24 protein-coding genes are annotated in these 26,381 nt (G+C 67.8%); 14 read left to right on the forward strand and 10 right to left on the reverse strand.

The genetic code is table 11. From position 1 onward, the window contains the following. The first annotated feature begins 30 nt into the window (after positions 1–30). Entirely contained in the window at positions 31–936 is a 906-nt protein-coding gene (locus ACYVOK_RS16670) for an EamA family transporter (protein ID WP_460663338.1), read from the forward strand. Here ACYVOK_RS16670 and ACYVOK_RS16675 read toward each other — a convergent pair. The 3 genes from ACYVOK_RS16675 to ACYVOK_RS16685 are packed head-to-tail and all read right to left on the reverse strand — an operon-like array spanning position 922 to position 3,375. After that, entirely contained in the window at positions 922–1,557 is a 636-nt protein-coding gene (locus ACYVOK_RS16675) for a flavin reductase family protein (protein WP_460663339.1), read from the reverse strand. The two genes, ACYVOK_RS16670 and ACYVOK_RS16675, sit on opposite strands and share 15 nt — an antisense overlap. Before the next feature lie 46 nt (positions 1,558–1,603). Continuing rightward, on the reverse strand, positions 1,604–2,308 hold the full coding sequence (locus ACYVOK_RS16680) for a TIGR03943 family putative permease subunit (protein ID WP_460663340.1): 705 nt from the start codon (positions 2,306–2,308) through the stop codon (positions 1,604–1,606). Next, positions 2,305–3,375, reverse strand: coding sequence for a permease (locus tag ACYVOK_RS16685; RefSeq protein WP_460663341.1), 1,071 nt, complete (start codon positions 3,373–3,375; stop codon positions 2,305–2,307). Before ACYVOK_RS16685 ends, ACYVOK_RS16680 begins: the two co-directional genes overlap by 4 nt. Before the next feature lie 121 nt (positions 3,376–3,496). On the opposite strand from ACYVOK_RS16685, the gene ACYVOK_RS16690 reads away from it, so the two are divergent. Beyond that, a complete protein-coding gene (locus tag ACYVOK_RS16690; protein WP_460663342.1) occupies positions 3,497–4,660 on the forward strand; it encodes a serpin family protein in 1,164 nt (387 codons plus the stop codon). Here ACYVOK_RS16690 and ACYVOK_RS16695 read toward each other — a convergent pair. Together ACYVOK_RS16695 and ACYVOK_RS16700 are read right to left on the reverse strand one after the other, a co-directional pair. Continuing rightward, on the reverse strand, positions 4,641–5,189 hold the full coding sequence (locus tag ACYVOK_RS16695) for a TetR/AcrR family transcriptional regulator (RefSeq protein ID WP_460663343.1): 549 nt from the start codon (positions 5,187–5,189) through the stop codon (positions 4,641–4,643). The genes ACYVOK_RS16690 and ACYVOK_RS16695 overlap by 20 nt on opposite strands. After that, a complete protein-coding gene (locus tag ACYVOK_RS16700) occupies positions 5,179–5,595 on the reverse strand; it encodes an SRPBCC family protein (RefSeq protein ID WP_460663344.1) in 417 nt (138 codons plus the stop codon). The genes ACYVOK_RS16695 and ACYVOK_RS16700 overlap by 11 nt, the downstream gene beginning before the upstream one ends. 84 nt (positions 5,596–5,679) lie before the next feature. Between ACYVOK_RS16700 and ACYVOK_RS16705 the strand changes: the two genes are divergently transcribed. From ACYVOK_RS16705 to ACYVOK_RS16740, 8 genes are all read left to right on the forward strand, one after another. Then, positions 5,680–5,874, forward strand: a complete 195-nt coding sequence (locus ACYVOK_RS16705; RefSeq protein WP_460663345.1) for a hypothetical protein — start codon at positions 5,680–5,682, stop codon at positions 5,872–5,874. 27 nt (positions 5,875–5,901) lie between these two features. Then, positions 5,902–6,570 carry a PhzF family phenazine biosynthesis protein gene (locus ACYVOK_RS16710; RefSeq protein WP_460663346.1) on the forward strand — a complete coding sequence of 223 codons (669 nt, stop codon included), beginning with the start codon at positions 5,902–5,904 and terminating at the stop codon, positions 6,568–6,570. Between the two features lie 170 nt (positions 6,571–6,740). Further along, the gene (locus ACYVOK_RS16715; RefSeq protein WP_460663347.1) at positions 6,741–10,217 is read left to right on the forward strand and encodes a LamG-like jellyroll fold domain-containing protein; all 3,477 of its coding nucleotides are present in this window, start codon (positions 6,741–6,743) and stop codon (positions 10,215–10,217) included. Continuing rightward, positions 10,217–16,597, forward strand: a complete 6,381-nt coding sequence (locus ACYVOK_RS16720) for a scabin-related ADP-ribosyltransferase (protein WP_460663348.1) — start codon at positions 10,217–10,219, stop codon at positions 16,595–16,597. Before ACYVOK_RS16715 ends, ACYVOK_RS16720 begins: the two co-directional genes overlap by 1 nt. Further along, complete coding sequence (locus tag ACYVOK_RS16725; RefSeq protein ID WP_460663349.1) at positions 16,594–17,046, forward strand: hypothetical protein; 453 nt, start codon at positions 16,594–16,596, stop codon at positions 17,044–17,046. The genes ACYVOK_RS16720 and ACYVOK_RS16725 overlap by 4 nt, the downstream gene beginning before the upstream one ends. 251 nt (positions 17,047–17,297) lie before the next feature. Next, positions 17,298–18,140 carry a nitrilase-related carbon-nitrogen hydrolase gene (locus ACYVOK_RS16730; protein ID WP_460663350.1) on the forward strand — a complete coding sequence of 281 codons (843 nt, stop codon included), beginning with the start codon at positions 17,298–17,300 and terminating at the stop codon, positions 18,138–18,140. 12 nt (positions 18,141–18,152) lie between these two features. Next, positions 18,153–19,559: a dihydropyrimidinase gene (gene hydA / locus ACYVOK_RS16735; RefSeq protein ID WP_460663351.1), complete on the forward strand. Its 1,407-nt coding sequence runs from the start codon at positions 18,153–18,155 to the stop codon at positions 19,557–19,559. A 12-nt stretch (positions 19,560–19,571) separates the two neighbouring features. Continuing rightward, positions 19,572–20,567 carry a TIGR03842 family LLM class F420-dependent oxidoreductase gene (locus ACYVOK_RS16740; protein ID WP_460663352.1) on the forward strand — a complete coding sequence of 332 codons (996 nt, stop codon included), beginning with the start codon at positions 19,572–19,574 and terminating at the stop codon, positions 20,565–20,567. 5 nt (positions 20,568–20,572) lie between these two features. Here ACYVOK_RS16740 and ACYVOK_RS16745 read toward each other — a convergent pair whose 3' ends face one another. Then, entirely contained in the window at positions 20,573–20,986 is a 414-nt protein-coding gene (locus tag ACYVOK_RS16745) for a cytidine deaminase family protein (protein ID WP_460663353.1), read from the reverse strand. Between the two features lie 238 nt (positions 20,987–21,224). Between ACYVOK_RS16745 and ACYVOK_RS16750 the strand changes: the two genes are divergently transcribed. Continuing rightward, on the forward strand, positions 21,225–21,428 hold the full coding sequence (locus ACYVOK_RS16750) for a cold-shock protein (protein WP_460663354.1): 204 nt from the start codon (positions 21,225–21,227) through the stop codon (positions 21,426–21,428). A gap of 63 nt (positions 21,429–21,491) precedes the next feature. Here the strand turns inward: ACYVOK_RS16750 and ACYVOK_RS16755 are convergent, their stop codons facing one another. The 4 genes from ACYVOK_RS16755 to ACYVOK_RS16770 form a co-directional block, all read right to left on the reverse strand. Continuing rightward, entirely contained in the window at positions 21,492–22,772 is a 1,281-nt protein-coding gene (locus ACYVOK_RS16755; protein ID WP_460663355.1) for an ABC transporter substrate-binding protein, read from the reverse strand. 107 nt (positions 22,773–22,879) lie between these two features. Beyond that, a complete protein-coding gene (locus ACYVOK_RS16760; RefSeq protein ID WP_460663356.1) occupies positions 22,880–23,320 on the reverse strand; it encodes an SRPBCC family protein in 441 nt (146 codons plus the stop codon). Beyond that, on the reverse strand, positions 23,313–23,675 hold the full coding sequence (locus ACYVOK_RS16765; protein WP_460663357.1) for an ArsR/SmtB family transcription factor: 363 nt from the start codon (positions 23,673–23,675) through the stop codon (positions 23,313–23,315). Before ACYVOK_RS16765 ends, ACYVOK_RS16760 begins: the two co-directional genes overlap by 8 nt. 87 nt (positions 23,676–23,762) lie before the next feature. Next, on the reverse strand, positions 23,763–24,809 hold the full coding sequence (locus ACYVOK_RS16770) for a carbohydrate kinase family protein (protein ID WP_460663358.1): 1,047 nt from the start codon (positions 24,807–24,809) through the stop codon (positions 23,763–23,765). 126 nt (positions 24,810–24,935) lie between these two features. Here ACYVOK_RS16770 and ACYVOK_RS16775 point away from each other — a divergent pair, with 126 nt between their 5' ends. The 3 genes from ACYVOK_RS16775 (at position 24,936) to ftsE (ending at position 26,372) form a co-directional block, all read left to right on the forward strand. Further along, a complete protein-coding gene (locus ACYVOK_RS16775) occupies positions 24,936–25,316 on the forward strand; it encodes a hypothetical protein (RefSeq protein ID WP_460663359.1) in 381 nt (126 codons plus the stop codon). Beyond that, complete coding sequence (locus ACYVOK_RS16780; protein ID WP_460663360.1) at positions 25,309–25,473, forward strand: hypothetical protein; 165 nt, start codon at positions 25,309–25,311, stop codon at positions 25,471–25,473. The genes ACYVOK_RS16775 and ACYVOK_RS16780 overlap by 8 nt, the downstream gene beginning before the upstream one ends. A gap of 209 nt (positions 25,474–25,682) precedes the next feature. Beyond that, positions 25,683–26,372: a cell division ATP-binding protein FtsE gene (gene ftsE, locus ACYVOK_RS16785; RefSeq protein ID WP_460663361.1), complete on the forward strand. Its 690-nt coding sequence runs from the start codon at positions 25,683–25,685 to the stop codon at positions 26,370–26,372. Positions 26,373–26,381 lie beyond the last annotated feature (9 nt).

The raw sequence follows: 26,381 nt of genomic DNA on the forward strand, positions 1-26,381 counted from the left end.
TTAAGTGTAGGCCCGCTCAGACTGGATCGCATGAAGCCTCGTGACCTGCTGCTCGCGCTCGCCGTCGTCGTCGCCTGGGGCGTGAACTTCGTCGTCATCGAGGTCGGCCTGGAGGACTTCCCGCCGCTGCTGTTCTCCGCGCTGCGCTTCTTCTTCGCCGCAGTCCCGGCGATCTTCCTCCTCGGCCGGCCGCGGGTCGCGTGGCGGTACGTGATCGCCGTCGGCCTCGCGCTCGGCGTGGCCAAGTTCGGCCTCCTGTTCATCGCGATGGACCGCGGTGTCCCGGCCGGTCTGGCGTCGCTGGTGCTGCAGAGTCAGGTCGTCTTCACGGTCGTGTTCGCGATCGCCGTACTGCGGGAACGGCCGCGGCCGACGCAGGTGGCCGGCATCACGATCGCGTGCCTCGGGATGGTGCTGATCATGCTGGATCGCGGGCTGTCCGCACCGCTCGGAGCACTCGCCCTGGTGATCGCGGCGGGCGCGTGCTGGGGTGTTTCCAACACGATCACGCGGCATGCGAAACCCCAGGACACGTTGCGGTTCATGGTCTGGGTCAGCGCGGTGGCCGTCGTTCCGCTGCTCCTTCTGTCGCTGGTCACCGAAGGACCGCGGGCGGATGTCGACGCACTCCGGGGGATCGACCTGACCGGGATCGGTGCCCTCGGCTTCCTGGCCTTCGTCGCGACCCTGTTCGGTTTCGGCGTCTGGGGTTATCTGTTGCGTCAGTACGACGCGAGCACCGTCGCGCCGTTCTCGCTGCTGGTCCCCGTGGTGGGCATGGGCGCCGCCTGGCTGCTGCGCGGGGAGGCGATCGGGATCCAGCAGGCCGTCGCCGCCGTGCTGATCATCGGCGGCATGGCGTGCACGGTCGCCCGCCGGACCCCGCGTGCGACGGGGTCCGGCGAGCCGCTCACCCCGGACCTAGTGGGCCGGTAACGGCATCGGCGGCATCTGCCAACCGCGGGCCAAGGACGACGCGTACGCCGGCGAGCCGCCGGCGAAGTACTCGGTGAACTTCATGATCAGCGGGTCCCAGCGCAGCGGATCGATGTAGCGGTCGTCGTTCATCAGCAGGTCCTCCCTGACGTGCACCCGCTCGACCGTCATCTCCAGCCCGCGCAGGTTGGAGTCCGGCCCGCCCAGTTCGTGGATCGCCACGATCCGGCCCTCGAGGTTGATCGGGCTCTCCAGGACCGCATCCACGTCGACCAGGTCACTCGGCGCGCGGGTGAGTCCGGCCGCACCGAACTTGTCTGGCTCGTACCGGTAGCCGCGGGCGCGTTTTGCCTCGGACATCTCGGTCGAGCCGGTGAGCAACGCGATCCGGTCGAGGGCGGCGACCATGGCCGGGTCGACCAGGTTGAGGACCGCCTCGGGCCGTTCGGTGAGGTTCTTGACCGTCTGGGAACTCGCACTCATCCCCAGCATCGCGGTGTACCCGAGCCACCACGCCGACGACATCGGACCGAGATTGGTGCTGCCGTCCGGGTTGCGGGAGCTGATCAGGACGACCGGTGTACCGAAGTACAGGACCTTGGGTTCAACAGTTCGCTTCACCTCGATGGAACGGTGCAGCGCCCGGACGTGTGAGGCTAGGGGTGACCTACTCGTAGGGATTGGCGGGGGCGGCGACCGGCTTGACCGATTCGACGGTGAGGGCGGCGACGTCACCGTCGGCGCGTTTGGTCGGCTCGGCCCATCGGCCGGTGACGGTGACCCACTGGTTCTTCGGTGGGGCGGCCTGACCGCGCGCCTCGACCATGAACGCCGTACCGTCGGCGACGCAGCAGTTCAGGCCGATCCGGGTCACGTACCAGGAGCCGTTCTTGGCCGGGGTGACGAAGCCGGTCAGCTGGAACGCCCGGCCCTTCATACTCTCCTTCTCCCAGACCGCCCAGACCGCGTAGTCCCGGACCGCCAGCGCCACCGGGGCATCACCCTGGGAGTTGCTGGCCAGCCAGGAGTTGCTCTTCGGGTCGACCGGTTTGGCCGCGACCGGCGACTGCCGTTGCGCCGCGTCCGCGCCGAGAGCGGGCGGGTCGACGACCAGCAGTGCGAAGATCGGGATCACCAGCAGCCAGGCCGCGCGCGGCAGGCCGTGGTGTCCGTGGCCGTCGTCGGCATGCTCCTTCTTGCGGGTGTCCGCGAGCACGTCGATCACCGCGAGCGCGATCAGGATCAGCCCGGCCGCGAGCAGCATCCACCGCATCCCGGGCTTCACGTACCGCAGATAGGTGTTCGAGATCGCCAGTTGCACCACCGCGGCCCCGACGAACACCACCACCAGACCGGCAACGTTGCGCCTCACAGCAACCACCATCCAACGAGGAGACTGGCCAGGATCGCGACCACGAAGGTGGCCGGTGCGAACCGTACGGCGAACTTGGGACCGAACGTGCCGGTCTGCAACGCGATCAGCTTCACGTCCACGACCGGCCCGACCACCATGAACGCGAGCCGCGCGGTCAGCGAGAACTGGGTCAGGCTGGCCGCGACGAACGCGTCCGCCTCGGAGCAGATCGCCAGCAGTACGGCGAGCAGCCCCAGGACGAGCACCGACAGCAGCAGGTTCCCGGCCACGTGGTCGAGCCAGCTGCGCGGTACGACGACATTGAGTGTGGCGGCCGCGGCCGCGCCGATGACCAGGAATCCACCGGCGTGCAGGAAATCGTGCAGCATCGAGGACCGGAAGACCTCGAACTTGCCGGTCCCGTCCGCGTGCCGGTTCTTCGGCATCCGCAGCCACGAGCCGCCCCGGCCGGTCAGCAGCCACAGCCAGCCGAGGATCATCGACACGCCCAGCGAGGTCACCGCGCGGGCGACCACCACCTTCGGCTGCCCCGGGAACGCGACCGCGGTGGACGCCAGCACCACCGGGTTGATCGCCGGCGCCGACAGCAGGAACGCGATCGCCGCGGCCGGTGTGACACCGCGGTTCATCAGCGCCGCCGACACCGGCACCGACGCACACTCGCAGCCGGGCAGTACGACGCCGGACGCGGACGCGACCGGGACCGCGAGCGCCGGGTGCTTGGGCAGTGCCTTCGCGAAGAACGAGGGTGGGATGAACGCGGTGAGTGCGGCCGACAGCAGTACGCCGAGGACCAGGAACGGCAGCGCCTGGACCGTGACCCCGACGAACATCGTCGCCCAGGTCCGGATGCCGTCGTCGGTGAACGCCCCGGCGAAGATCCGCCGCCCGAACAACGCCAGCCCGACGAGCAGGATCAGCGTCGCGGTGAACACGATCGAGGAGCCGGTGGACTCCTTCTCCGGCTCCTGCGGGGGCTCCGACGGGACGGGCGGCGCGAGGGTGGATTCTCCCGCCGTTCCGGCGGATCCCGTCTCCTCGGCGGCGTCGGCTGGCGTACTCATGGGCGGCATACTGACACAGCGGAACGCATCCGAACGAGGACTGAGCGCACGCGTCAAGGGAAATCCGCCGCCGTTCCGGCAAATACTGATGCCCTTCGCGCGACATGGCAGGGTGGAGTGCATGGATGCCGACGTGGTGCGCGCAGTCAACGACCTCACCGCCCGCTGGGCCCACAGCCTGCCCGAGGGCAACACCGTCGTGTCCGGGCTGGGCCTCTGGCCGCTGCTCGCGATCCTCGCGACGGCCGCCGACGAACCGGGCCGTTCGGAGCTCGCATCGGCCGCCGGAGTGGACGCCCCGGCGGGCTCCCGGTCGGCGCGGGAACTGATCGCGGCGATCGAGGGTTCGGCCGATCTGCACGCGGCGCTCGGCGTCTGGGTGCATGAGCAGCTCAAGCTGGCCGAGTCGTTCGACAGTGTGATCCCGGCGCCGCTCGTCGGCAAGCTCACCGGCAACTCACCGGTGGACAAGCCGAAACTCGACGCCTGGGCCGCTCAGCACACCAACGACCTGATCCGGGAGATGCCGATCGAGGTCACCCCGGACCTGATGCTGGTCCTCGCGTCGGCGTTGTCCCTGCGGACGACGTGGGTCAGCCCGTTCAAGGAGATGGTCCGGCGCTTCTACGACGGCCCGTGGTCCGGCGGCTCCTGGCACTGGCTCGAGCGCGTCGACGGTGACTTGGACGCAGTACGGCGGTACGACGAGCTGACGGTGGTCACCGTGACTGGTGACGCGGATGTCGACGTACTGCTCGGCGTCGGAGACCCCGAGGCGTCACAGGCCGACGTACTGACTGCTCTTCTGCACGCAGAGGGCGAGGGCATTCCGGGGAGTCGGCTGATCGAGCAGGGCCAACCCGGGACCGAGGTGGCGCCGGGGGTGAGGGTGGGGCAGACCACGGCGCCGAGGCCGGAGCTGAAGCTGTCGCTGCCGTCGTTCAACGTCGAAGCCGAACACGACCTGATGGAGTCGCGTGAGCTGTTCGGCCTGAGCACGGTGTCGTCGGATCCCCGCGGGCACGGTCACTTCGGCGCGATCAGCCCGATGCCGCTCGCGGTCGGGCAGGCGAAACAGAAGGTGCTGGCGCGGTTCTTCGCGACCGGGTTCGAGGCGGCCGCACTGACCGCCGTGGGAATCATGCGTACGTCGATGCCGACCCGGCAGGCCAAACGGCTCGAGGTGACGCTCGACCGGCCGTTCGGGTTCGTCGCCGTACTGCGGGAATCCCGGTTGCCGATCGTGGCCGGCTGGGTCGCGACGCCTACCGAACCGGGAGACTGAACAGCCGGTTCAGCAGCGCGGACGCCTCGTCGACCGCATCCCGGTCGCCGGTGAGGAGCAGGTCGAAGAGCAGTCCGCGGGACGCGGCGAGACCGAGCCGCGCGTACGCCGGTGCCGCCTCGGGATCGATGCCGGCCCGGATGCAGAGTTCGATCACCGGTGGAAGCCAGACGTTGACCAGGTCCGCCTTGAGGGCCGCGGTGTGCGGCCGGTCCTGCATCGCGTGCGCGGACAACTCGAAGAACAGCGGCCCGTAGATCAGCGTCGCCTCGGTGACCCGCCGCCAGAACAGGTCGGCCTGTTCCTCGAGCGGCAGATCGGTGTGCATCACCTCGGCGAGCAGGTCGCGCTGCTGCTGCTCGACCGTACGGACGACCTCGGCGAGCAGGCCCTCACGGGAGCCGAAGTGGTAGATCAGCATCCGGTGGCTGGTGCCGATCGAGGTCGCGATACTGCGCAGACTCGCGTCGCCGATGCCGTTCTTCGCGAAGTGCTCGACGGCATCGGCGAGCAGTTTGTCACGGCTCACAGACCTGCTTCAGTTTCTCGGTCTCGGTGGCGATGTAGCGGCGGGTCAGGCCGGCGTACAGGCGGCCGAACAGCCAGCCGAGCGGGCCTTCCTGGATGATCGTGGCCGTCGCCACCGTGCCTTCCGGCGTACTCACCACGCGGTGACCGCCGGTCGTCTTGAGGCCGGGAGCCTTAGACACCCACTCGAAGTACTCGCCTTCCTTCAGCTCCGTCACCTCCCAGACCGCGACCGGGAGCTTCGGCTGCCGGATCCGCGCCCGGGCGCCGACGTGGATCGGGCCCTCGTCGAGCCGCTCCACCGACTCGACCGTCGGCGTCCACTCGGGCCACCGCTCGACGTCGCTGAAGACCTGCCACACCCGCTCGGGCGGGGCCTGGATGGTGACGGAATGATCGAACCTCATGTACCAAATGGTACATCAGGTCTTCGGTACAGGTTTCCCGGCCGTCCGCTGGGCCGGTCGCAACGCCAGGTAGGGTCTGGGACCATGGCTGAGCAGAACGTCCCGCAGAACGTGGAGAACGAGCAGGACCCGGGTGCGAACACCCAGATGTTCCGCGCCTTCGTCAACGAGGGCCAGGCCGAGGCGTCCACCGAACCGAAGCTCAACGGCCGGGCCCTGGCCCTGGTCGGCGCCGGCGTCGTGCTGATCGCCGTCATCGCCGCGATCCTCGTCTTCTGACCGGCCGCGGCAACTGAGGTGACCGAGGTGCAATTCGAGGTCGTCCGGGTCTTCGCCGACCCAGCCGGCCGCTTCGGCAACCCGCTGGGCATCGTCGACGGCGCCCTCGTCCCACCCGCCGACCGTCAGTGCGTGGCCGCCCGCCTCGGCTACAGCGAGACCGTGTACGTCGACGACGCCGAGGCCGGCCTGGTCCGGATCTACTCCGCCGCCGGCGAGATGACCTTCGCCGGCCACCCCACGGTCGGGGTCGCCTGGTGGCTGCACTCCCGAGGCATCGACACCCCGGTCCTGCGGGTCCCCGCCGGTGAAATCCCCGTCACCCGCGACGGCGACCTGACCAGCGTCCGCGCCGACACCACCTGGGGCAGCACCTGGGACTGGCACCAACTCGACTCCCCGGAAGCGGTCGTGGCCGCCGACCCCACGGCGTACTCAGCCGGTCGCACCTTCATCTGGTCCTGGATCGACGAGCCCGCCGGCACGCTCCGCGCCCGAGCGTTCGCCCCCGCCATGAACGTCCCCGAAGACGTGGCCACCGGCTCCGCCGTCACCCAACTCACGGCTCAGCTCACCCGAGACCTCCTGGTCGTCCAAGGCGCCGGCTCCCACCTCCACACCACCTGGCACCCCCCGACCCACGCCACCGTCGGCGGCCGCGTCCTCCCGGCCGCCTCTCGCTCCATCACCGTTTGACAGCACAGCCGCGCGAGAAAATCCAGAGCCTCGGCCAAGATCTGTCACTTGCTGCAATTTCGTTGACCCGCCAGGTGACGGCCCGTCACACTTAGTCCGCCTTCCGCATCGCTGGGTGGCGCACCTCGGGGGTGCTCACAGTTCGTCTGTTGTCACTTCAGGGGTGGGGTATGTCTTCCAACAGGTGGTCCCTGCGCGCGCTCGTCCGCCAGGTCAGTGTTCTGTCAATCATCGCCTCGGGGCTCGTCGCGGTCCCCACGTCCGGCCTCGCGCAGCCGGCGACGCCGCCCACGCGCGCCAAGACCGTGGCCGAGGCGACCCGGCTGGCCGCGCAGTACAACACCTCCGTTGAGGTGGAGGAGAAGACCACCGAGTACTCGCGCACCCTCGCGACGCCGACCGGCACCTTGAAGGCGGAGCTCTCGAATCAGCCGGTGCGGGTCAAGAAGGATTCCGGGTGGGTGTCGATCGACACCACGCTGGCCGCTCGGGCGGACGGCATGATCGCGCCGAAGGCGTCTACCACCGATGTCGCCTTCTCGGGCGGAGGCGACGGTGTGCTGGCGCGGTTCACCCGGGACGACAGTGTCTTCGAGCTGAAGTCGCCCTGGCCGCTCGCCGCGCCAGCGATCTCCGGTCCCAGGGCGACGTACGGCGATGTGCTGCCCGGAACGGACCTGGTGGTCGAGGTCACCAAGGAAGGCTTCAGCTACAACTTGGTCGTCAAGACTCGCCAGGCGGCCATGAACCCTGCGCTGCGCAAGCTGACCTTCCCGGTGACGACACGGAACCTCGACCTGCGGACTACCCAGCCGGGGCGTCCGGCGTACGTCGACGGCACGGGACGCCAGGTGCTCACGGTGGGCGAGGCGCTGATGTGGGACTCGGCCGGCGCGAGCAGCAAGGCGAAGGCGAACGCCGCTGCTGCTGTCGACGAAGGCCCGTCCGGTCAGGCGAAGCGCGCCCTGATGCAGTTCGGTGGTGACGCGAGCGGTCTGACCGTCACGCCGGATCAGCGGATGCTCAAAGACGCGGCCACTGTCTTCCCGGTCGTGATCGACCCGACGATGGTCGGCTACGGGCCTAAGACCGGGTGGACCGCGGCCTGGGAGCTGTACCCGACCACGTCGTTCTGGAAGACCACGCACAGCCTCGGTGTCGGCTACGAGGGCTTCGAGCAGAACAAGATCGTCCGCTCGTTCTTCATGTTCGACACCAGAGCGTTCACCAGCAAGAAGATCATCGCCGCCTCACTGCGGACCTACGAGATCCACTCCGCGAGCTGTTCGGCCCGTCAGGTGACTTTGTCCCGCACCATGCCGATCTCGTCCGCCACGACGTGGAGCAACCAACCGGCGTGGCAGGCCGACGTCGCGACGTACCTCGGCGCGAACGGCTACAGCTCGTCCTGCCCGGCCGCGTCCGTTGAGTTCAACGTGACGAGCTCGATGCAGTACACGTCCACTGCCAACGGCAGTTCGACGACATTCCGGCTGCGGGCGACGAACGAGGCCGACGAGATCGCCTGGAAGCAGTTCGACAGCACGGGCATCCTGACGATCGAGTACGTCGCCTACCCGTTGCCGGCGTACGAGCTCGGCGCCGCGACCGCGACGGACCTGCCGAGCCCGTGCGCACCGTCCAGCAACCCGACCATCGTGGCGTCGCTGCGGCCGCAGGTGTCGGCCAAGGGGCGCGTCGGCGCGGGTGACACGAGTGCGCGCATCGTAGTCCAGTTCCAGATCATCAGTCAGTCGCAGCAGGTCTGGGAGTTCCAAGGCGCGACCGTGTCTCCCGGCGTATTGGTCAAGCTGACGGCACCCGCGAACCTGGCCAGCGGGCTGCTCTATACCTATCGGGCGCGAACGCTCTACGCGATCCCCGGCGGCACGCTGGTCTCGGCGTGGTCGGGAACCTGCTACTTCAAGGTGGATACGACACCTCCACCCGCGCCGACCATCACCGCCAGCTACAACGGGACCCCGCTCTCGGACTGCCTGACCAGCTCGACCCCCGACGTCTGCCCCGAGTCAGTGCCGTTCGGTGCCAAAGTGACCTACACGATCTCGTCCACCAGCACCGATGTCGTTGCCCTCAGCTACGGGTTCAACGGCCAGATGACCAGAGTCAACGGCCGCTCGATCACCGTCTCGTTGGTCACACCGGGGCAGACCCTGATGACACTGGGCGCGGTCAGCCACGACGCCGCCGCGCACACCAGTACGACGAAGTACTTCCGGATCAACGTCGGTCCAGGGCTGCCACCTGTGGCGGCGTGGAACTTCGACGAAGGCGGTGGTACGACGGCCGCCGACTCCTCCGGGAAGAACCATCCACTGACGGTGACCGGAGCGGCGTTCGACGACGCCGGCCGGGTCGGCGGCTCGCTGACCTTCGACGGTGACAACGCCAACGGCAACCGGGCGACCGTGTCCGGTGCCGCGACCGTCGTCGACACCTCGCAGAACTTCTCCATCTCGGCCTGGGTCCGCCCGACCGCCGTGAAGGACTCCGGGGTCGTCGCCATCACCGGAACTCAGGCGTACGGCGGTCTGCTGCGGTACGCCGCATCGGTGAACCGCTGGACCTTCATCCAGAACGTCAGCGACTCGAGTACCGCCGCCCAGGCCAGGGTGGATTCGCTGGCCCCGCCGGTCCTCAATGTCTGGACGCATCTGCTGGGTGTCTTCAACGCCACGGACAAGACGATCTCCCTGTACGTGAACGGCCGTCTGCAGGCGACGGCGAGCTTCACCTACACGCCGTGGAAGGCAACCGGCACGGGCGAGGTGGGCTCGTACCGGGTCGGGACGGGCATCGGCGTGCTCCCCGGCGCGGTCGACGACGTGAAGATCTACCCGCGGGTCCTGTCCGCCATCGAGGCGAACCAGGTGGCCGACCCGCGCACCGGTCCGTCCGGAAGTGACGAGCCGGTCGCCGCACTGGCCGCGCGGTATGCGTTCGACAGCGTCGCACCACGGCCCAGCGGCGTGTGGGCGACTGACGACTCCGTCTATGGTCAGGAGCTGGCAGTCACCGGTTTCGCGGGTTCGCCGGATCAGTCGTCGGCGATCGTCGAAGACCCGGAGCGCGGCAAGGTCCTGGCGGCCACCGGCTCGGCTTCGGAGTACCTCGCTGTCAACCGGCCGCTGGTCGACTCCACGGCATCCTTCTCGGTGACGATGTGGGTCAAGGTCCAGGATCCGGACAAGCGGCAGGTGTTCGTTCGGCAGCTCGGAGCCAAGAAGGACTCCTGGCGGATCGAGTACCGGCCGACGGGCAGGGACGACGAAGCCCTCTGGGTCTTCGGCAGAGCCCCTAGCGACACGGACTCCGCCGTGTACGTCGAGGCCACCCAGTCGACCAACAAGACCACCGCGGGGGAGTGGACGGCCTTGGCAGCGGAGTACAGCGCTGCCACTGACGAGATGACGTTGCTCGTCACTGATCGGTCCGGCGACGGAGGCACCGAGTCGTTCACGACTCCCATCCAGGGCAGCGCGGCGGTCGTCGCGCGGCCGCGCGAAACCGATACGACGTACGCCCCCTTCAACGGCTACCTGGACGACCTGCGGGTCTACGCAGGCGTCGTACCGCAACGCCAGCTGTGCATCGAATTCAGCGGCAACCCGACGGAGTGCTCCTGATGAACCGAAACCTGCGCACCCTACGCACCCGGGCACTCCCGGTCCTGCTCACCCTCTCCCTGACCGCAACCGTTGCGATCGTCGGGCCTACCGGCTCGGCGGAGGCCGATACGCCCGACCGGCCGAAGCCGGTCAAGACCAAGAGCGTCGAGGTCAAGGACGTTCCGCCGATCGCGCCGCCGGTCGAGTCCGCGGACTTGAAGAAGGCGGTCGCCGAGACCGCCGAGTTCGCCGGCCGGCCGGTGAACTGGCCGGCTCCTGGGCACCGAAGCGTCGTCGTCGATGCGGCGTCCGGGTCCAGCGAGCTCGTTGCCGCTCGCTCGGTGAAACGGGGTGGGACGGCAACGATCGACCTCGAGTTCCTCGACCAGGCGGCGAGCGCGCGGGCCGGTGTCAGCGGCGTACTGGTCAAGGCGAAGGCTGCGACGCGATCCGATGTCCAGCTGACGTTCGACTACTCCGGCTACGCGAATGCTTTTGGTGGTGACTGGGGTTCGCGTCTGGAGGTCGTCGCCCTGCCGGCTTGTATTCTCACAACGCCCAAGGTCCCGGCGTGCTCGACCAGTACGCCGTTGCCTACGAGCAACGACGCCGTGAAGAACACGGTCTCCGCGACGACGCCCGTCAGCGCACAGCAGTCGGTCTTCGCGATCACCGCCGGTTCGGACTCGAGCACGGGCGACTACGCGGCCACGACACTGTCCGCGGCATCGAGTTGGTCAGGTGGTGGGGCGAGTGGGGACTTCACCTGGTCCTATCCGCTCCGGATGCCGCCCGCGGCCGCTGGACCGGCGCCGACTTTGTCGTTCCAGTACTCCGCCCAGTCGGTGGACGGTCGTACGTCGGCCACGAACAACCAGGTCTCCTGGGTCGGTGAAGGCTTCGACCTGACGGAGTCCTTCATCGAGCGCAAGTACACCAGCTGTGACGAGGACGGCAACGTCGGCAAGTACGACCAGTGCTGGAAGTACGACAACGCGACGTTGACGCTGAACGGCCGGTCCAACGAGCTCATTCGGGCCTCCGGTGACACGATCGGCGCCAGTACTTGGAAGTTGAAGAACGACGACGGGTCGCGGGTCGAGAAGCTCATCGGCACCGATGACAACGGTGATGCGCGCAAGGAGTACTGGCGCGTCACGACCACCGACGGAACTCAGTACTACTTCGGCAAGCACAAGCTGAAGGCCGGCCTGACCGCCGTGACCAACTCGGTGTTCACCGCTCCGGTGTTCGGTGACGATGCAGCCGAGCCGTGCCACCAGTCGACGTTCGCCGCCTCCGGCTGCAACCTGGCCTGGCGCTGGAATCTCGACTACGTGGTCGACCTGCACGGCAACGCGATGTCGTACTGGTACACCAAGGAGACCAACAACTACGCGAAGAACGGCGTCGCCTCACCCGGTACGCCGTACGTCCGCGCCGGCTATCTCAACCGGATCGACTACGGGCTGCGCGACGCCGCACTCACCGACACGACGAAGGCCCCGCAGCAGGTCGTCTTCACCACGGCCGAGCGCTGCCTGGCGAACTGCTCGGTGCTGAGCGCAACGACCAAGGCCAACTGGCCGGATGTTCCGTTCGACCAGATCTGCGAGGGAACGACCGCCTGCACCAACAAGGTGTCGCCGACCTTCTTCACCCGCAAACGCCTGTACCAGATCCAGACCCAGGTGTGGAACGGAACGGCGTACCAGCCGGTCGACTTCTGGCAGACCAACCTGACGTTCCCATCGACCGGTGACGGCAGCGACGGCAAGCCGATGTGGCTCAACGGCATCTCGCACAGCGGCAAGGTCGGGACGGCGCTCAGCGTGCCCGACGTGACCTTCAAGCCGGTCGGCTTGGCGAACCGCGTCGACTCCGGGTCCGACGGCCTGAACGGACTGATTCGCTACCGGATCGGCGAGATCAATACCGAGACCGGCGCCAAGATCATGGTCAACTACGCCGGCAAGGAGTGCATGTCCGGGGAGCGGCCGGACAAGGACACCAATACCAAGCGTTGTTATCCGGTGAAGTGGAAGCCACCGCGCGAGGTCGAGCGGGAGGACTGGTTCCACAAGTACGTGCTGGACAACGTGGTGACATCGGACCAGACCGGCAACGGCGCGACGATGGTCACGCAGTACGTCTACTCCGGCGGTGGAGCCTGGCGCTACCAGGAATCGCCGATGTTGAAGGACGCCGACAAGACCTGGTCGGACTGGCGTGGGTACAGCCTGGTCACGACCTACACCGGCGACCCGAGCGACACCACCTCGCCGCGCAGCAGGTCGGTGACGAAGTACTTCCGCGGCATGGATGGCGACAAGCTCGAAGGGACGACCGCTCTCAGGAACGTCGACGTCATCGACACCACGGGCACGATCCGGGCCGATGCGAACGCGCTGTCGGGCAACCCGCGCGAACAGGTCACGTACCAGAACGCCACCTCGAACACCGAGGTCTCCGGCGTCATCACCGACTACATCGTCACCCAGAAGGCGTCGTACGCCGTCCCCGGCGGCACCCTCAAGTCCAACTTCGTCGGCGCCTCCGCCACCCAGAGCCGCGTCGCCCGCGACGGCGGTCGTCCGGACCTGATCAGCGCGACCGCCACCCAGTACGACCCGGACAACACGTTGCCGACCAAGGTCACCGACTACGGCGACTCCACCAAGACCGATGAAACCTGCACGATCACGAACTACCTCAAGAACACGGCAACCTGGCTGATCGCACTGCCGATCCGGAACGTCACCTCGATCGGCGCCTGCGATGCCGAGTCGGCCAACCCTCCGGAGAATCGCGTCCTCACCGACGTCCGGACGTTCTACGACGGGCAGGCGTACGGCGTTGCAACGCTGGGCGACGCGACGACGGTGCAGCGCCTGCACCACTACACCAACGGCCTGCCGGTTTATCAGACCACTGGGACGAAGGGGTACGACGCGCTCGGGCGCGTCACCTCATCCGGCGACGCCCTGGGCCGCGTCACCACCAGCACCTACACACCGGCGGCCACCGGTCCGCTGACGCAGCTGCTGGTCAAGCAGCCGACGGTCAACAACTTCAGCGGCACGCCGGTCAACTTCACCACGACGACGACGTACCGGCCCGAGTGGGGCGTCCCGGCGAAGACGACCGACCCGAACGGCAAGGTCACCGAGCTGGCGTACGACGCCCTCGGCCGGCTGACCGGAGTCTGGCTGCCGAGCCAGGCGCCGGCGTCGACGAAACTCGCCAACACCAAGTACACCTACACGATCTCGAACACGGCGCCGTCGACGATCCGAACCGATCAGCTGAACATCGAGGCGAACGGGTACATCACCTCGTACCAGCTGTTCGACTCGCTCCTGCGGAACCGCCAGAGCCAGGCGCCGGGCTCCGACACCGGCCGAGTGATCAGCGAGACCCGCTACGACTCCCGCGGTCTGGCGGTCTACTCGAACGCCGACGTCTGGAACTCCTCCGCTCCGTCAGCCACGCTCGTCGCGATCCCGAACGCCTCCGTGCCGAACCAGACCTTCAACGAGTACGACGGTGCCGGACGGAACGTGAAGTCGACCTTCATGAGCATGCTGCAGCCGAAGTGGTCGACGACCACGGTGTACGGCGGTGACACCACCACGGTCCTGCCGCCGACCGGCAGCCCGGCGACCGCGACGGTGACCGACGTCCACGGTCAGGTGATCGAGCGGCGGGAGTTCGAGGGCAACACCGCGACCGGTACGCCGGACGTCACGAGGTACACCTACGACCTGGCCGGCCGGATGACCCGGATGGACGGGGCCGGCGCCGCCTGGACGTACACGTACGACCTGCGCGGCCGCAAGATCGAGGGCACCGACCCCGATTCGGGGAAGACGACGTCGGCGTACGACGAGGCCGACCGGCTGGTGTCGACGACGGACTCGACCAATAACACGCTCGTGACGACGTACGACGCCCTGGACCGCAAGACCGGGCTGTACAAGACGAGCGTCGCGCCGGAGAACCTGCTCGCCGACTGGCGGTACGACAAGACCGGCCTGCTCGGGCAGGTGGCCGAGTCCGCGAGTTACACAGCCGGCAAGGCAGGACCGGCGTACCGGACGATGATCAACACCCGGAACGTGCTCTACAAGCCGACCCAGGTCACCCGTGTGATCCCGTCCGTCGAAGGCATCGAGATCGACGGCAGCTACTGGACCAACTACGGCTACAAGCCGGACGGCAAGACGCTGGAGATGACTTCGCTGTCCGGCGGCGGCGGGCTGGGTGCCGAGGACATCCACTTCGAGTACAACGCGATCGGTCTCCCGCTCAAGATGCACAGCGACCGGACGTATGTGAACGGCACCGAATACAACCCCTTCGGCGACGTCACGAAGCTGATGCTGGGCTCGGCGTTCGACATGGAGATCAACAACATCTACGAGGACGGCACCCGCCGTCTTGCCCGGACGACTGCAGGCAAGGCTCAGATCTTCGCCGACCACCTGTACACCTACGATCCGACCGGCAACGTGCTGAAGGACCACAATTTGGTCGACGGTGGCGACGCGCAGTGCTTCGAGTACGACGGTCAGCGCCGCCTGACCGAGGCGTGGACGCCGGCCAACGCCGACTGCACCCAGGCCCCGAGTGCGCTCGGTCTCGGCGGGGTGGCGCCGTACTGGCAGTCGTGGACATACACGCCGATCGGTCTGCGGAAGACGCAGGTCGACCACTCGACCGCCGGCGATGTCACCAGCACCTTCAACTACAACACCGACCAGCCGCACACGCTGGCCAACGTCACTCAAACCGGCGCCCCGACCAAGACCTATGACTACGACGCCCGGGGCAACACCACGGTCCGCCCCGGCCAGACCCTGAACTGGAACCCTCAAGGCAGACTGGAGAAGCTCTCCGGTCCCGCCGGAGACACCAGCTACGTGTACGACGCCGAGGGTGCGCTCCTCGTCCGTCGCAGCCCGACGCAGACCACCCTGTTCCTGGGTGAGCTGGAGCTGACCCTCGACAAGGCCACCCGCAAGGTCTTGGGCAAGCGGCAGTACGACTTCGCCGGTCAGGTCATCGGCGTCCGTTCTGCGAACGGCACCGCGATCTCGGACATGTCCTGGCTGGTCCCCGACTACCACGGCACCTCCCTGGTCGCGGTGGACGCCGACACCCTGACCGCCACCAAGCGCTACGCGAAGCCCTTCGGCGACCCGCGAGGTGCTCCACCGACCGCCTGGCCCGACAACCATGGGTTCCTGGGCAAACCCGAAGACAAGGACACCGGACTCACCACCCTCGGCGCCCGCGAGTACGACCCCACCATCGGCCGCTTCCTCAGCGTCGACCCTCTGCTGGACCCCACCGACCCCCAGCAGATGCTCGGCTACACCTACGCCAACGACAACCCTGTCTCCGGCTCCGACCCCAGCGGCCTGCTGAACTCGCACGACGGCGACGGAGGCGGCGGCTACACCGACGACGACGTCGACAAGCTGTACCCGGTTGCCGGCGCTGTCGACGACAACCCGAATCCCCACCGCGGCGACGACGGCGGCGGGACCAACAACGACGAAGGCGGCGGCCACAAGAAGAAAAAGAGCGGCATCGGCGGCTGGTTCAAGAAGCGTGTCAGCGACGTCAAGGACAAGGTCGACGAGGCCCACGACTGGGCCAAGGACCACGCCTCCGAAATCGGCAACGCGGTCGCGATCACCGTGGCCGTCGTCGGCGTAGCCGCCTTCTGCGGCGCCACCGCCGGCATCGGCTGCCTGATCGCCGCAGGCGCCGTCATGGGCGCCGCCGGCGCAAGCCTCGGCTACGGCACCCGAATAGCCCTCGACGACAAGGAGTCGTTCGACACCTCCACCTACGCCAAAGAAGTCGTCGGAGGCGCCGTCAGCGGCGCGGCAGGCAGCGCCCTCGGCATAGTCGCCGGTGCCGCCGCAGGTGCCGCGGCCTCGGGCGCCGGCAAGGCCCTCCTCGGCAAAACCGCCGGCGAAACCGCCGCCAAGACCCGCACCCTCTGGCGCGGCGACACCCGCCATCCCGACGTAATCTTCAAGTCCGGCTTCAAGGCAAAGGGAGGCAACACCAGCTACCGGGATTACTTGTACGGAAAAGGCGACGGGAACTGGGTGTCGACCTCGCGGTCCGCGGAGCGGGCCCGTCAGATGGTGCTCGGGGTGAACAAGAAGAAGCAACAGGGCTGGGTCTACGAGATCGCCGATCCGGGCAACGGCATCGACGCACGAACGGCCCTTCCGCGCCACCAGATCATCTTGCGATCGGAGAAGGAGATCAGCTTCGTCGGCGAGATCGCACCTGAGTTCATCAAGTCCGCTAGATTCACCGGTAAGTGGGGATGGCAAGGCCCCACGATCCAGAATCCGGGGTTCGCAGGACGATGAACGGCCAAATCGACTATCACGAGGTGGAACCTCTCACGGTCTGGCTCGACGGCAAGGAACAGCAGTGCTTTGTCGACGAGACCTCTACCACCGACTCACACTGGACGCTGGTCCTGACAGCGCCGGACGGCAGGACCTGGACCGGCTCCGGCCAAGGTCTCTGGACGGCGTTCGTCGACCTGCGCCGCCAAGTGGAGCCGCGCGGCTACAGACTCTGCTGCGCCGGCGCCCGCACCGACGCGTTCATGCGTCGTGGCAAATCCGAGGACGGCTACGTCGTCGACCTCTGGACCCGCCGGACCTTCTTCGGTATCAGACACCAGGCATCGTTGTTCGACTACGCCCCCGCCGGCAAGGTCACCACCGTCGATGAACAAATGGCCCGCTACGACCGCTGGATAGACACGCCCTGGTGGCGAGCCCTCCTTCCTGGTGACCCCGTCCGCTGATGTCACTTTGTGCAATTCGTGGACGCGGAGCGTGGTCGTTGGGCGGCGGGTCCCCCCGCTTCCCGGCCGCCTTTGGGGAGCACACCTCTCGGGTGTTGAGCAGTCACCCAGCTGACTGCTCAACTATCCGGGAGCTGTTGGTCGTCCAGGGCGCCGGATCGGGCTGCGTTTCCACAACCCTTCCGGACATCCGTTGACTGGTGTGGGGGAGCGGATGGAGCATGGGTGCTCGGCTAGTGGTGGGAGGGCTGATGTCGGAGGTTGTGCGGGCTGCGTTGGTGCAGACGTCGTGGACCGGGGACAAGGAGTCCATGATCAAGGCCCACGAGGAGTACGCGCGGCAGGCGGCCGCGCAGGGTGCGCGGGTGATCTGCTTCCAGGAGTTGTTCTACGGGCCGTACTTCTGCCAGTTGCAGGATGCGAAGTTCTACGAGTACGCCGAGTCCGTGCCGGGTCCGACGACCGAGCGGTTCGCCGCGCTGGCCGCTGAGCTCGGGATGGTGATGGTGCTGCCGGTGTACGAGCAGGAGCAGCCCGGCGTGCTGTACAACACGGCCGCCGTGATCGATGCTGACGGCAAGTACCTGGGCAAGTACCGGAAGAACCACATCCCGCAGGTGAAGGGGTTCTGGGAGAAGTTCTACTTCCGGCCGGGCAACCTCGGCTACCCGGTGTTCGACACCGCGGTCGGCCGGGTCGGGGTGTACATCTGCTACGACCGGCACTTCCCCGAGGGCTGGCGGGCGCTCGGCCTGGCCGGGGCCAGGATCGTGTTCAACCCGTCCGCGACGCACCGCGGCCTGTCGTCGTACCTGTGGAGGCTGGAGCAACCCGCCTCGGCGGTGGCGAACGAGTACTTCATCGGCGCGATCAACCGGGTCGGGATCGAGTCGGACTACGGCGACAACGACTTCTACGGTACGTCGTACTTCGTCGATCCCGAGGGCAAGTTCGTCGGCGACGTCGGGCACGACCACGATCCGGAACTGATCGTCCGGGACCTGGACCTCGGTCTGCTGGACACGGTCCGGGACCGCTGGCAGTTCTACCGTGACCGCCGCCCGGACGCGTACGGAGACCTGGTCAAGCCGTAAGGGGGCGCGCAGATGACGCTGCTGGTCAAGGGTGGAACCGTCGTCGGGCCGACCGGGACGCAGATCGCCGACGTCCTGGTCGAGGGCGAGAAGATCGTCGCGCTGCTGGACCCGTCGTTCAGCCCGGCGATCACACCCGACGAAGTGATCGATGCCTCCGGCAAGTACGTGATCCCGGGCGGGATCGACGCGCACACGCACATGGAGCTGCCGTTCGGCGGGACCGCGGCGAGTGACACGTTCGACACCGGGACCCGGGCCGCGGCCTGGGGCGGTACGACGACCATCATCGACTTCGCGGTCCAGCGCACCGGCGAGGTGGTCCAGGACGGGCTGGCCGCGTGGCACGCGAAGGCCGACGGCAACTGTCACATCGACTACGCGTTCCACATGATCCTGGGCGGGGTCGACGACGACTCGCTGAAGGCGATGGACCAGCTGGTCTCGGACGAGGGCGTGACGAGTTTCAAGCTGTTCATGGCCTATCCCGGTGTCTTCTACTCCGACGACGGCCAGATCCTGCGGGCGATGCAGACCGCGCGGGACAACGGCGCGATGATCATGATGCACGCGGAGAACGGCATCGCGATCGACGTGCTGGTGCAGCAGGCGCTCGCCCGCGGCGAGACCGACCCGATCTACCACGGCATCACCCGGCCGGCCGCGCTCGAGGCGGAGGCGACGAACCGGGCGATCGCGCTCGCCGAGGTCGCCCGGGACTGCCCGCTCTACATCGTCCACCTGTCCGCCAGCCAGGCGCTGGAGCACGTCGCCGAGGCTCGGGACGCCGGCCGGAACGTGTTCGCCGAGACCTGTCCGCAGTACCTGTACCTGACGCTGGAGGACCAGCTCGGCGCCCCTGGGTTCGAGGGGGCGAAGTGGGTCTGTTCGACACCGTTGCGGAGCAAGCACGAGTCGCACGCCAAGGACCTGTGGAAGGGTTTGCGGAGCAACGATCTGGCGATCGTGTCGACCGACCACTGCCCGTTCTGCATGAAGGATCAGAAGGAGCTCGGGCTCGGCGACTTCTCCAAGATCCCGAACGGGATCGGCGGTGTCGAGCACCGCGTCGACCTGATCTACCAAGGCGTGGTCGACGGGCAGCTGTCGCTCGAGCGCTGGGTGGAGACGATCGCGACCACGCCGGCCCGGATGTTCGGGCTGTACCCGCAGAAGGGGATCGTTGCCCCCGGCTCCGACGCGGACCTGGTCGTGTACGACCCGAAGGCGACGACTCGGATCAGCGTCGACATGCATCACATGAACATGGACTACTCGGCGTACGAAGGCTTTGAGATCAAGGGCGGCGTGCGTACGGTGATCTCGCGCGGCGAGGTGATCGTGGCTGACGGCAACTACCTTGGCCGGAAGGGCCGGGGCAAGTTCCTGCGGCGCGGCCTGTCGTCGTACCTGGTGTAGAGGGGGAAGACCGTGGACTTCGGAGTGGTGTTCCAGTGTGATCCGCCCGCGTCCACGGTCGTGGACCTGGCGCGGAAGTCGGAGGAGGCCGGCTTCGACTACGTCTGGACGTTCGACTCGCACCTGCTCTGGCAGGAGCCGTTCGTCATCTACAGCCAGATCCTGGCGGCCACCGAGCGGGTCATGGTCGGCCCGATGGTGACCAATCCGGGCACCCGGGACTGGACCGTGATCGCATCCCAGTTCGCGACGCTCAACGAGATGTTCGGGAACCGGACGATCTGCGGGATCGGCCGCGGCGACTCGGCGCTGCGCACGCTCGGCGCCAAGCCCGGCACCATCGACGAGCTGAAGCGGTGCGTCGAGGTGGTGCGGTCGCTGGCGCGCGGCGAGACGGTCGAGTACCGCGGTCAGCAGCTCCAGTTCGCCTGGGTCGAGAACGGCTGGCTCGACGTGTGGGTGGCGGCGTACGGGCCGAAGGCGCTGGCCGCGACCGGCCAGGTCGGCAACGGGTACATCCTGCAACTCGCCGACCCGGACATCGCCGAGTGGATGATCGCGACGGTACGGCGTTCCGCCGAGGAGGCCGGCCGGGATCCGGCGGCGATCAAGTTCTGCGTCGCGGCACCGGCGTACGTCGGGGACGACCTGGACCACCAGCGGGAGCAGACCCGGTGGTTCGGTGGGATGGTCGGCAATCACGTGGCCGACATCGTCGCCCGCTACGGCACCTCCGGGGCGGTCCCGAAGGCACTGACCGACTACATCGAGGGCCGGAAGGGGTACGACTACTCCGAGCACGGCCGGGCCGGCAACACCCACACCGCCTTCGTCCCGGACGAGGTGGTCGACCGCTTCTGCATCCTCGGCCCGGTCGACAACCACCTGTCCCGCCTGGCCGAGCTGAAGTCCCTCGGCGTCGACCAGTTCGCCGTCTACCTCCAACACGACGCAAAGGAAGACACCCTGACCGCCTACGGCAAAGACATCATCCCCGTCGCCCGCTGAGCCGGTCAGTCGGTCGGGGTCCAGTGGTAGGACTCGGGGAGGAGGTCGGTGGCGAGGACCGAGCCGACGCCGGCTGCGGTTGGCAGGATGACGCGGATGGTCGGGTGGTAGTCGACCAGGATCTGCCGGTCGCGGCCGCAGGGTGCGAAGACGCCGCGGCCTTCGTTACCGACAGCGACGATCGTGGTGAGTTCCCGGGCGCCTTCGGCCCGGGCCCGGCCGAGCGCGACCAGTTCGGCGCACGGGCCGCCGGTGAAGTGGTACAGGTTGATGCCGGCGTACATCCGCCCGTCCACGCCGCGCACCGCGGCGCCCATCGTGTACACCCCGTCGGGCCCGTCGGTGTTCTCGTCGACGGTACGGCGAGCCAACTCGATCAACTCGCGATCGTCGTCGGTCAGGGGCTGCACGGTGAGCATCCCCCCACCTTGCCATGCCGGGAAACTTCTGGGCGGAGCGGGAATGATCTGCAGACCGGTGTCGTTGTGACGGGCAGGTCGAAGTTTCAGTAGCTGTGGTTTACCCCCTGCCGCGGATCCGTCCGCGACCGGGTGCCTTATCTTCTTTGCAAGAGATGGTGTGGTGCCGCCGACGTGACGAACGGCCGGGCCGCCGCGACCGCGGACGGTCCCCCATCTCCGACAAAGGAGCAGCAACATGGCACAGGGAACTGTGAAGTGGTTCAACGCCGACAAGGGTTTCGGCTTCATCACCGTCGACGGCGGCGGCGCGGACGTGTTCGTCCACTATTCCGCCATCCAGTCCGGCGGCTTCCGTAGCCTCGAGGAGAACCAGCGGGTCGAGTTCGACATCACCCAGGGCCCGAAGGGGCAGCAGGCGGAGAACGTCAAGGTTCTCTGATTCCGGCGACGCCGTGGCCCCGCACCGATCGGTGCGGGGCCACGGTCGTTCCAGCCGTACCGGTCAGCCGGTGATGCGCTCGAGTTCGGCCTCCACGACCGCCTTGACCGCCTTGATCTCGGTGGCCGGGTCACTTCCGGTGCGGATGATCCGGTTGAGTGCGTCGGAGTACGCCGTACCGGACTTGGGCGACCACAGCAGCGGCGTCTGGGCGTGCCCGTGCTCGTTGACGAACCTCACCGCGTCGGCGGCCGGGCCGGCCTTCAGTTTCTCCGCCTCCGCGGCCAGGCTCTTGCGGGCCGGGATGTGGAAGCCGTACGACTGGGCGAAGTCGAGTTGCTTGTCGGTCTGGTCGACCCACAGCCACTTGACGAACTTCTTCGCCGCGTCGACGTTCTTCGACTTCGCGTTCACCATCGACCCGTACGCTCCGACCGGGACGCTCGGCTCGCCGGTGGTCGCGGTCAGCTTCGGCCAGGGCAGTACGCCGAAGTCGTCCGGGAACGCCTTCTCGATCGCCGGCAGCGTCCACAGGCCGGTGAACTGCATCGCGGTCAGCCCCTGGGTGAACGCGGACGGGTCGGACCAGTCGGTCGGTGCCCCGAGCAACAGGCTCTTCGAGCTGAACAGCTCCCGCAGCTTGCGTAGCGACTCCATCGCGGCCGGGTCGTCGAAGCCGAACCGGTTGTCGTCGGTGAGGTAGTCGAGCCCGGCCGACCACAGCGCCGGGCCTCCGAGGACGCCGACACCGCCGTCGTTCCCGACGAACAGGCCCTTCACCTTGTCGGTGGTCAGCTCCTTGGCGGCAGCGAGCAGGTCGTCGACGGTCTGCGGCGGCTGCACGCCGGCCGCGCTGAGCATGCTTTTGCGGTAGACCAGCAACTGCATGTCGGTGACCTGCGGGATCGCGTACAGCTTGCCCTGGTACGACACCCGGTTGATCAGCGACGGCGTGAAGTCGGCCTTGGTGGTGGCGTCGAGCAGGTCGGTCAGGTCGACCACCTGGCCGCCCTTGATCATGTCGATCGTCGGACCGTTGCTGTACTCGAACACATCCGGCCCGCTGTCGGTGAGCAGCGCAGCCGCGGTCTTCTTGTCGTAGTCACCCGGCGACCACTGCACGGTCACCGTGGCGTCCGGGTACTCCTTCGCGTACCGCTGGACCGCCTGCTGCGTGCCGGCCTCACCGTACTGGTGGTACCACTGGGACAACGCCGGCTTGTCCCCGGACGACCCGCCCGACGACTCCCGCCCGGTGTTCGACCCGCATCCGGCCACCGCCGTCGCCGCGAGTCCACCGCCCACCGCGAGGAACGTCCGCCGGCCGAACCCAGCACCCGCCATTTTCGCCGTACCTCCACAGAGTCCCGGCGCGGTCCCACAGCCCGCGCACCGACTCCCGACCCTACGACCGCGGAGGGGCGACCTCCGCGACGTGGTCGTGGCGCTGATCAGCTCTGGGCCGCGAGCACCTTCTCCATCGAGTCGAAGAAGCCGTTGTAGCCCATGATCGTGGCGTCGATCTGCTCCTGGGTGAAGTCGCCGGCGGGCTGGACCAACGTCATCTCGGTGCCGCCGGCCACTTCCGCGAAGGTGACCACGATCAGCTCGCCGGCCGGGTTCTCCGGGTCGTCGGTCATCGTGAAGGCCAGCCGCTCGGGCGGGTCGACCTCGGTGTACTCGCCGACCCAGTGGATCTGGTTGCCGTCCGGCAACTGCATCACGGCGCTCCAGGCGCCGCCGACGCGGACGTCCAGCGACAGCGTGTCGAGCGGTACGTCGACGGCGTCGGTGCCGAACCAGACGGAGAAGTGCTCCGGCTTCGTCCAGGCGTCGTACACCAGCTCGCGCGGCGCGCTGAAGGTACGGGTAACGGTCAGGGGCTCAGTCATCGTCGTTCTCCTTGGTCGTGGTGGCGCGGTCGTTATGCTGAAGCGTGTCGAGGTAGCTGCCGAGCGAGTCGAAGCTGCCGGCCCAGAACCGGGCATAGTCGCCGATCCACTCCGACGCCGCCGCCAGCGGCCGCGCGTCGAGGCGGGCCGGCCGGTACTGCGCGTCGCGCCCCCGGCTGACGAGCCCGGCGGCCTCGAGCACCCGCAGGTGCTTCGACACCGCCGCGAAGCTCATCTCGAACGGCTCTGCCAGCTGCCCGACCGTCGCCTCGCCCTCCGACAGCCGCGCAAGGATCGCGCGCCGGGTCGGATCGGCGAGTGCCGCGAAGGTGCGGCTGAGCTGGTCGGTCGGCATCTCCGCTCCTATTCAACCACATGGTTCTAAACCGTTAGGTTGAATATAGAGCATCGGAGCTCAGTGTCAAGTGAGCTTGCTCTGCCGTCAGGCGTCGGACAGCCGGGCGATGGTGGCGGAGGCGCGGCGGACGATCGGCACCGGGCCTTCGGGGAGGACGTCGCCGACGAAGCTGTAGTGGCGGAGGATCTCGGGCGGGATTCCGCCGGGGCGGTGCCGGCTGTGGTCGCGGACCCAGTCGATGATGTCGCCCCAGCCGGGCGCGGCGAGCGAGCCGCCGAAGTGCTGGACCGACAGCCCGGCGCAGAGGTTGCTGAAGGCAAGCCGGTGGGCGAGCGGCCAGCCGCGCAGGGTGCCGAGCACGAGGGACGCGAGGAACACGTCGCCCGCGCCGGTCGGGTCGTAGGAACGGACCGGCAGCGCCGGGACCTGTTCCTCCTCGCCGGTGGACGAGTCGATCGCGAGGACGCCGTCCGACCCGTTCGTCACCACTGCGAGCGGCACCCGCTCGGCGAGTTTGTGGAGCGCGGCCTTCGGCGTGTCGGTCCGGGTGTACGCCATCGCCTCGCTCGCGTTCGGCGTGAACGCGTGGAAACCCTCCAGTACGTCGAGTACGGCGGGGGACCACTGGTCGGTCGGGTCCCAGCCGACGTCGCCGAACAGCAGCGCCCCGGACCGCATCGCCTCGAATGTCCAGCCGGGAAGCTCCTCCTCGACCGGGACGATCGCGGAACGGGTCTTCAGGCCCGGGCCGACCAGTTTGCTCGGGTCGCCGGGCGCCTCGTGCGCGTGCGTCACCATCGCCCGGTCCCGGTCGAGCGACATCGACACGGTGACCGGGGAATGCCAGTGACCGATCCGGCGCGAGTGCGACAGATCCACGCCCTCCTGCTCGGCCAGGGTCCGCCAGCAGAAGTCGGCGTACACGTCGTCACCGAACACCGCGGCCAGTCCGGTCCGCAGGCCGAGCCGGCTGGCGGCGATGGCGAAGTTCGCCACACCGCCCGGGCACGATCCCATGCCCTCGGCGAAGATCTCCGTCCCGGTCGTCGGGGCGGACTCCAGTCCGGTCAGCACGATGTCGAGGAACACGGTCCCCTGCACGAACACGTCGTAACTGTCTGCGTCGTCCACGGTGACACTGCTCCTTGTCAGACTGGCTGCTCTGTCGGTGGCGGGTGGAATGCTTCCCTTCGTAACATCTTCGACCGGTCATCACCACGGAATTGGGAGGACGTGTATGCGCGCCGGGGTGTGTCCGTGATTCCCACCTGGATCTCGGTGGTCGGTGTCGTCGCGACCGTGCTCAGCCCGTTCCTCGCCCTCGGCGGCGTCGTGCTGGGGGCGTACCTGACCCGCAAGTCCGACCGCGAGCTGGATGTCTGGCGGCACCGCGAGGAAACGATGCGGATGGTCCGGTGGGCGGTCGAGCAGATTCTCGAGGGCACCGACTCCGGCACGGACGCCGGTGTCGTCACGCTCCGCTCACTGATGCGGTCGGAACTGTTACAGCCGGAGGACTACGACCTGGTCGCCGCGCTGACCGCGGCCGTCGCGATCGACCGCGTCGGCCCGGCCGCGTACGCTGATATCGCGGAAGCAGACACCGAAGTCGTCGAGGAAGACGGTGAGCATGGCTGAGAAGAAGACCGTCAAGGTCCCCCGCCAAGCCGTCGAGCTGGCACGGTTGCACGTCGAGGCCGCCCGCCGGGCCGGCCGCAAACCCGAGCCGCGTGTCGCCCGGATCGCCGACGCCCGCCCCGACAACGGCAACGGCACCGCCCCAGCTCCAGCCTGACCCCAGCGGCTCTTCGCGTACGTCGTACGCCCGTTTGAACTCGGCTACGGCGTACGCCGGGTATCGGACGCGCCTGTACGGTGCGGCACGCCTGGTCGGCGGCACGCCCGGGACCACCTAGACTGATCCGCGGCCGCTCCGGTGGCGTACGGTCTCCTGGTGGTTACCGCTGCGCCGCTCCCTGTTCCCGACCACGGCCGGATGATCCCGTGATCCGCTTCGAGAATGTGTCAAAGACGTACGAGGGCCAGTCCAAGGCCGCTCTGCTGAACGTCAACGTCGAGATCGAGAAAGGCGAGTTCGTCTTCCTGGTCGGCACCTCCGGGTCCGGCAAGTCGACGTTCCTTCGTCTGGTCCTGCGTGAACACCGGGCGTCCAAGGGTCACATCATGGTGGCCGGCAAGGACCTGAACCGGCTGGCCAGCTGGCGGATCCCGCAGATGCGGCGCCAGATCGGCACCGTCTTCCAGGACTTCCGGCTGCTGCCGAACAAGACGGTCGCCGAGAACGTGGCGTTCGCCCTGCAGGTGATCGGCAAGCCCCGCTCGCACATCCGCAAGACGGTTCCCGAGGTGCTGGAGCTGGTCGGCCTGGACGGAAAGCAGGACCGGCTGCCCGACGAGCTGTCCGGCGGTGAGCAGCAGCGGGTCGCGATCGCCCGGGCGTTCGTGAACCGGCCGATGATCCTGATCGCCGACGAGCCGACCGGAAACCTGGACCCGGGCACGTCGGTCGGCATCATGAAGCTGCTGGACCGGATCAACCGCACCGGGACCACGGTGGTGATGGCCACCCACGACGTGTCGATCGTCGACCAGATGCGCAAGCGCGTGATCGAGCTGGAGAACGGTCATGTCGTCCGCGACGAGTCGCGCGGCGTCTACGGCTACCAGCACTGAGACCAGGGA

It is taken from the genome of Kribbella swartbergensis (assembly GCF_054784135.1).

Excerpts from the sequence above, each read along its gene's own strand:
- ACYVOK_RS16670 (WP_460663338.1), top strand. The coding sequence starts at position 31 with ATGAAGCCTCGTGACCTGCTGCTCGCGCTCGCCGTCGTCGTCGCCTGG.
- ACYVOK_RS16725 (WP_460663349.1), top strand. The coding sequence starts at position 16,594 with ATGAACGGCCAAATCGACTATCACGAGGTGGAACCTCTCACGGTCTGG.
- ACYVOK_RS16720 (WP_460663348.1), top strand. The coding sequence starts at position 10,217 with ATGAACCGAAACCTGCGCACCCTACGCACCCGGGCACTCCCGGTCCTG.
- ACYVOK_RS16685 (WP_460663341.1), bottom strand. The coding sequence starts at position 3,375 with ATGAGTACGCCAGCCGACGCCGCCGAGGAGACGGGATCCGCCGGAACG.
- ACYVOK_RS16765 (WP_460663357.1), bottom strand. The coding sequence starts at position 23,675 with ATGCCGACCGACCAGCTCAGCCGCACCTTCGCGGCACTCGCCGATCCG.
- ACYVOK_RS16715 (WP_460663347.1), top strand. The coding sequence starts at position 6,741 with ATGTCTTCCAACAGGTGGTCCCTGCGCGCGCTCGTCCGCCAGGTCAGT.
- ACYVOK_RS16690 (WP_460663342.1), top strand. The coding sequence starts at position 3,497 with ATGGATGCCGACGTGGTGCGCGCAGTCAACGACCTCACCGCCCGCTGG.
- hydA (WP_460663351.1), top strand. The coding sequence starts at position 18,153 with ATGACGCTGCTGGTCAAGGGTGGAACCGTCGTCGGGCCGACCGGGACG.
- ACYVOK_RS16745 (WP_460663353.1), bottom strand. The coding sequence starts at position 20,986 with ATGCTCACCGTGCAGCCCCTGACCGACGACGATCGCGAGTTGATCGAG.
- ACYVOK_RS16730 (WP_460663350.1), top strand. The coding sequence starts at position 17,298 with ATGTCGGAGGTTGTGCGGGCTGCGTTGGTGCAGACGTCGTGGACCGGG.
- ACYVOK_RS16760 (WP_460663356.1), bottom strand. The coding sequence starts at position 23,320 with ATGACTGAGCCCCTGACCGTTACCCGTACCTTCAGCGCGCCGCGCGAG.
- ACYVOK_RS16705 (WP_460663345.1), top strand. The coding sequence starts at position 5,680 with ATGGCTGAGCAGAACGTCCCGCAGAACGTGGAGAACGAGCAGGACCCG.
- ACYVOK_RS16755 (WP_460663355.1), bottom strand. The coding sequence starts at position 22,772 with ATGGCGGGTGCTGGGTTCGGCCGGCGGACGTTCCTCGCGGTGGGCGGT.
- ACYVOK_RS16780 (WP_460663360.1), top strand. The coding sequence starts at position 25,309 with ATGGCTGAGAAGAAGACCGTCAAGGTCCCCCGCCAAGCCGTCGAGCTG.
- ACYVOK_RS16700 (WP_460663344.1), bottom strand. The coding sequence starts at position 5,595 with ATGAGGTTCGATCATTCCGTCACCATCCAGGCCCCGCCCGAGCGGGTG.
- ACYVOK_RS16750 (WP_460663354.1), top strand. The coding sequence starts at position 21,225 with ATGGCACAGGGAACTGTGAAGTGGTTCAACGCCGACAAGGGTTTCGGC.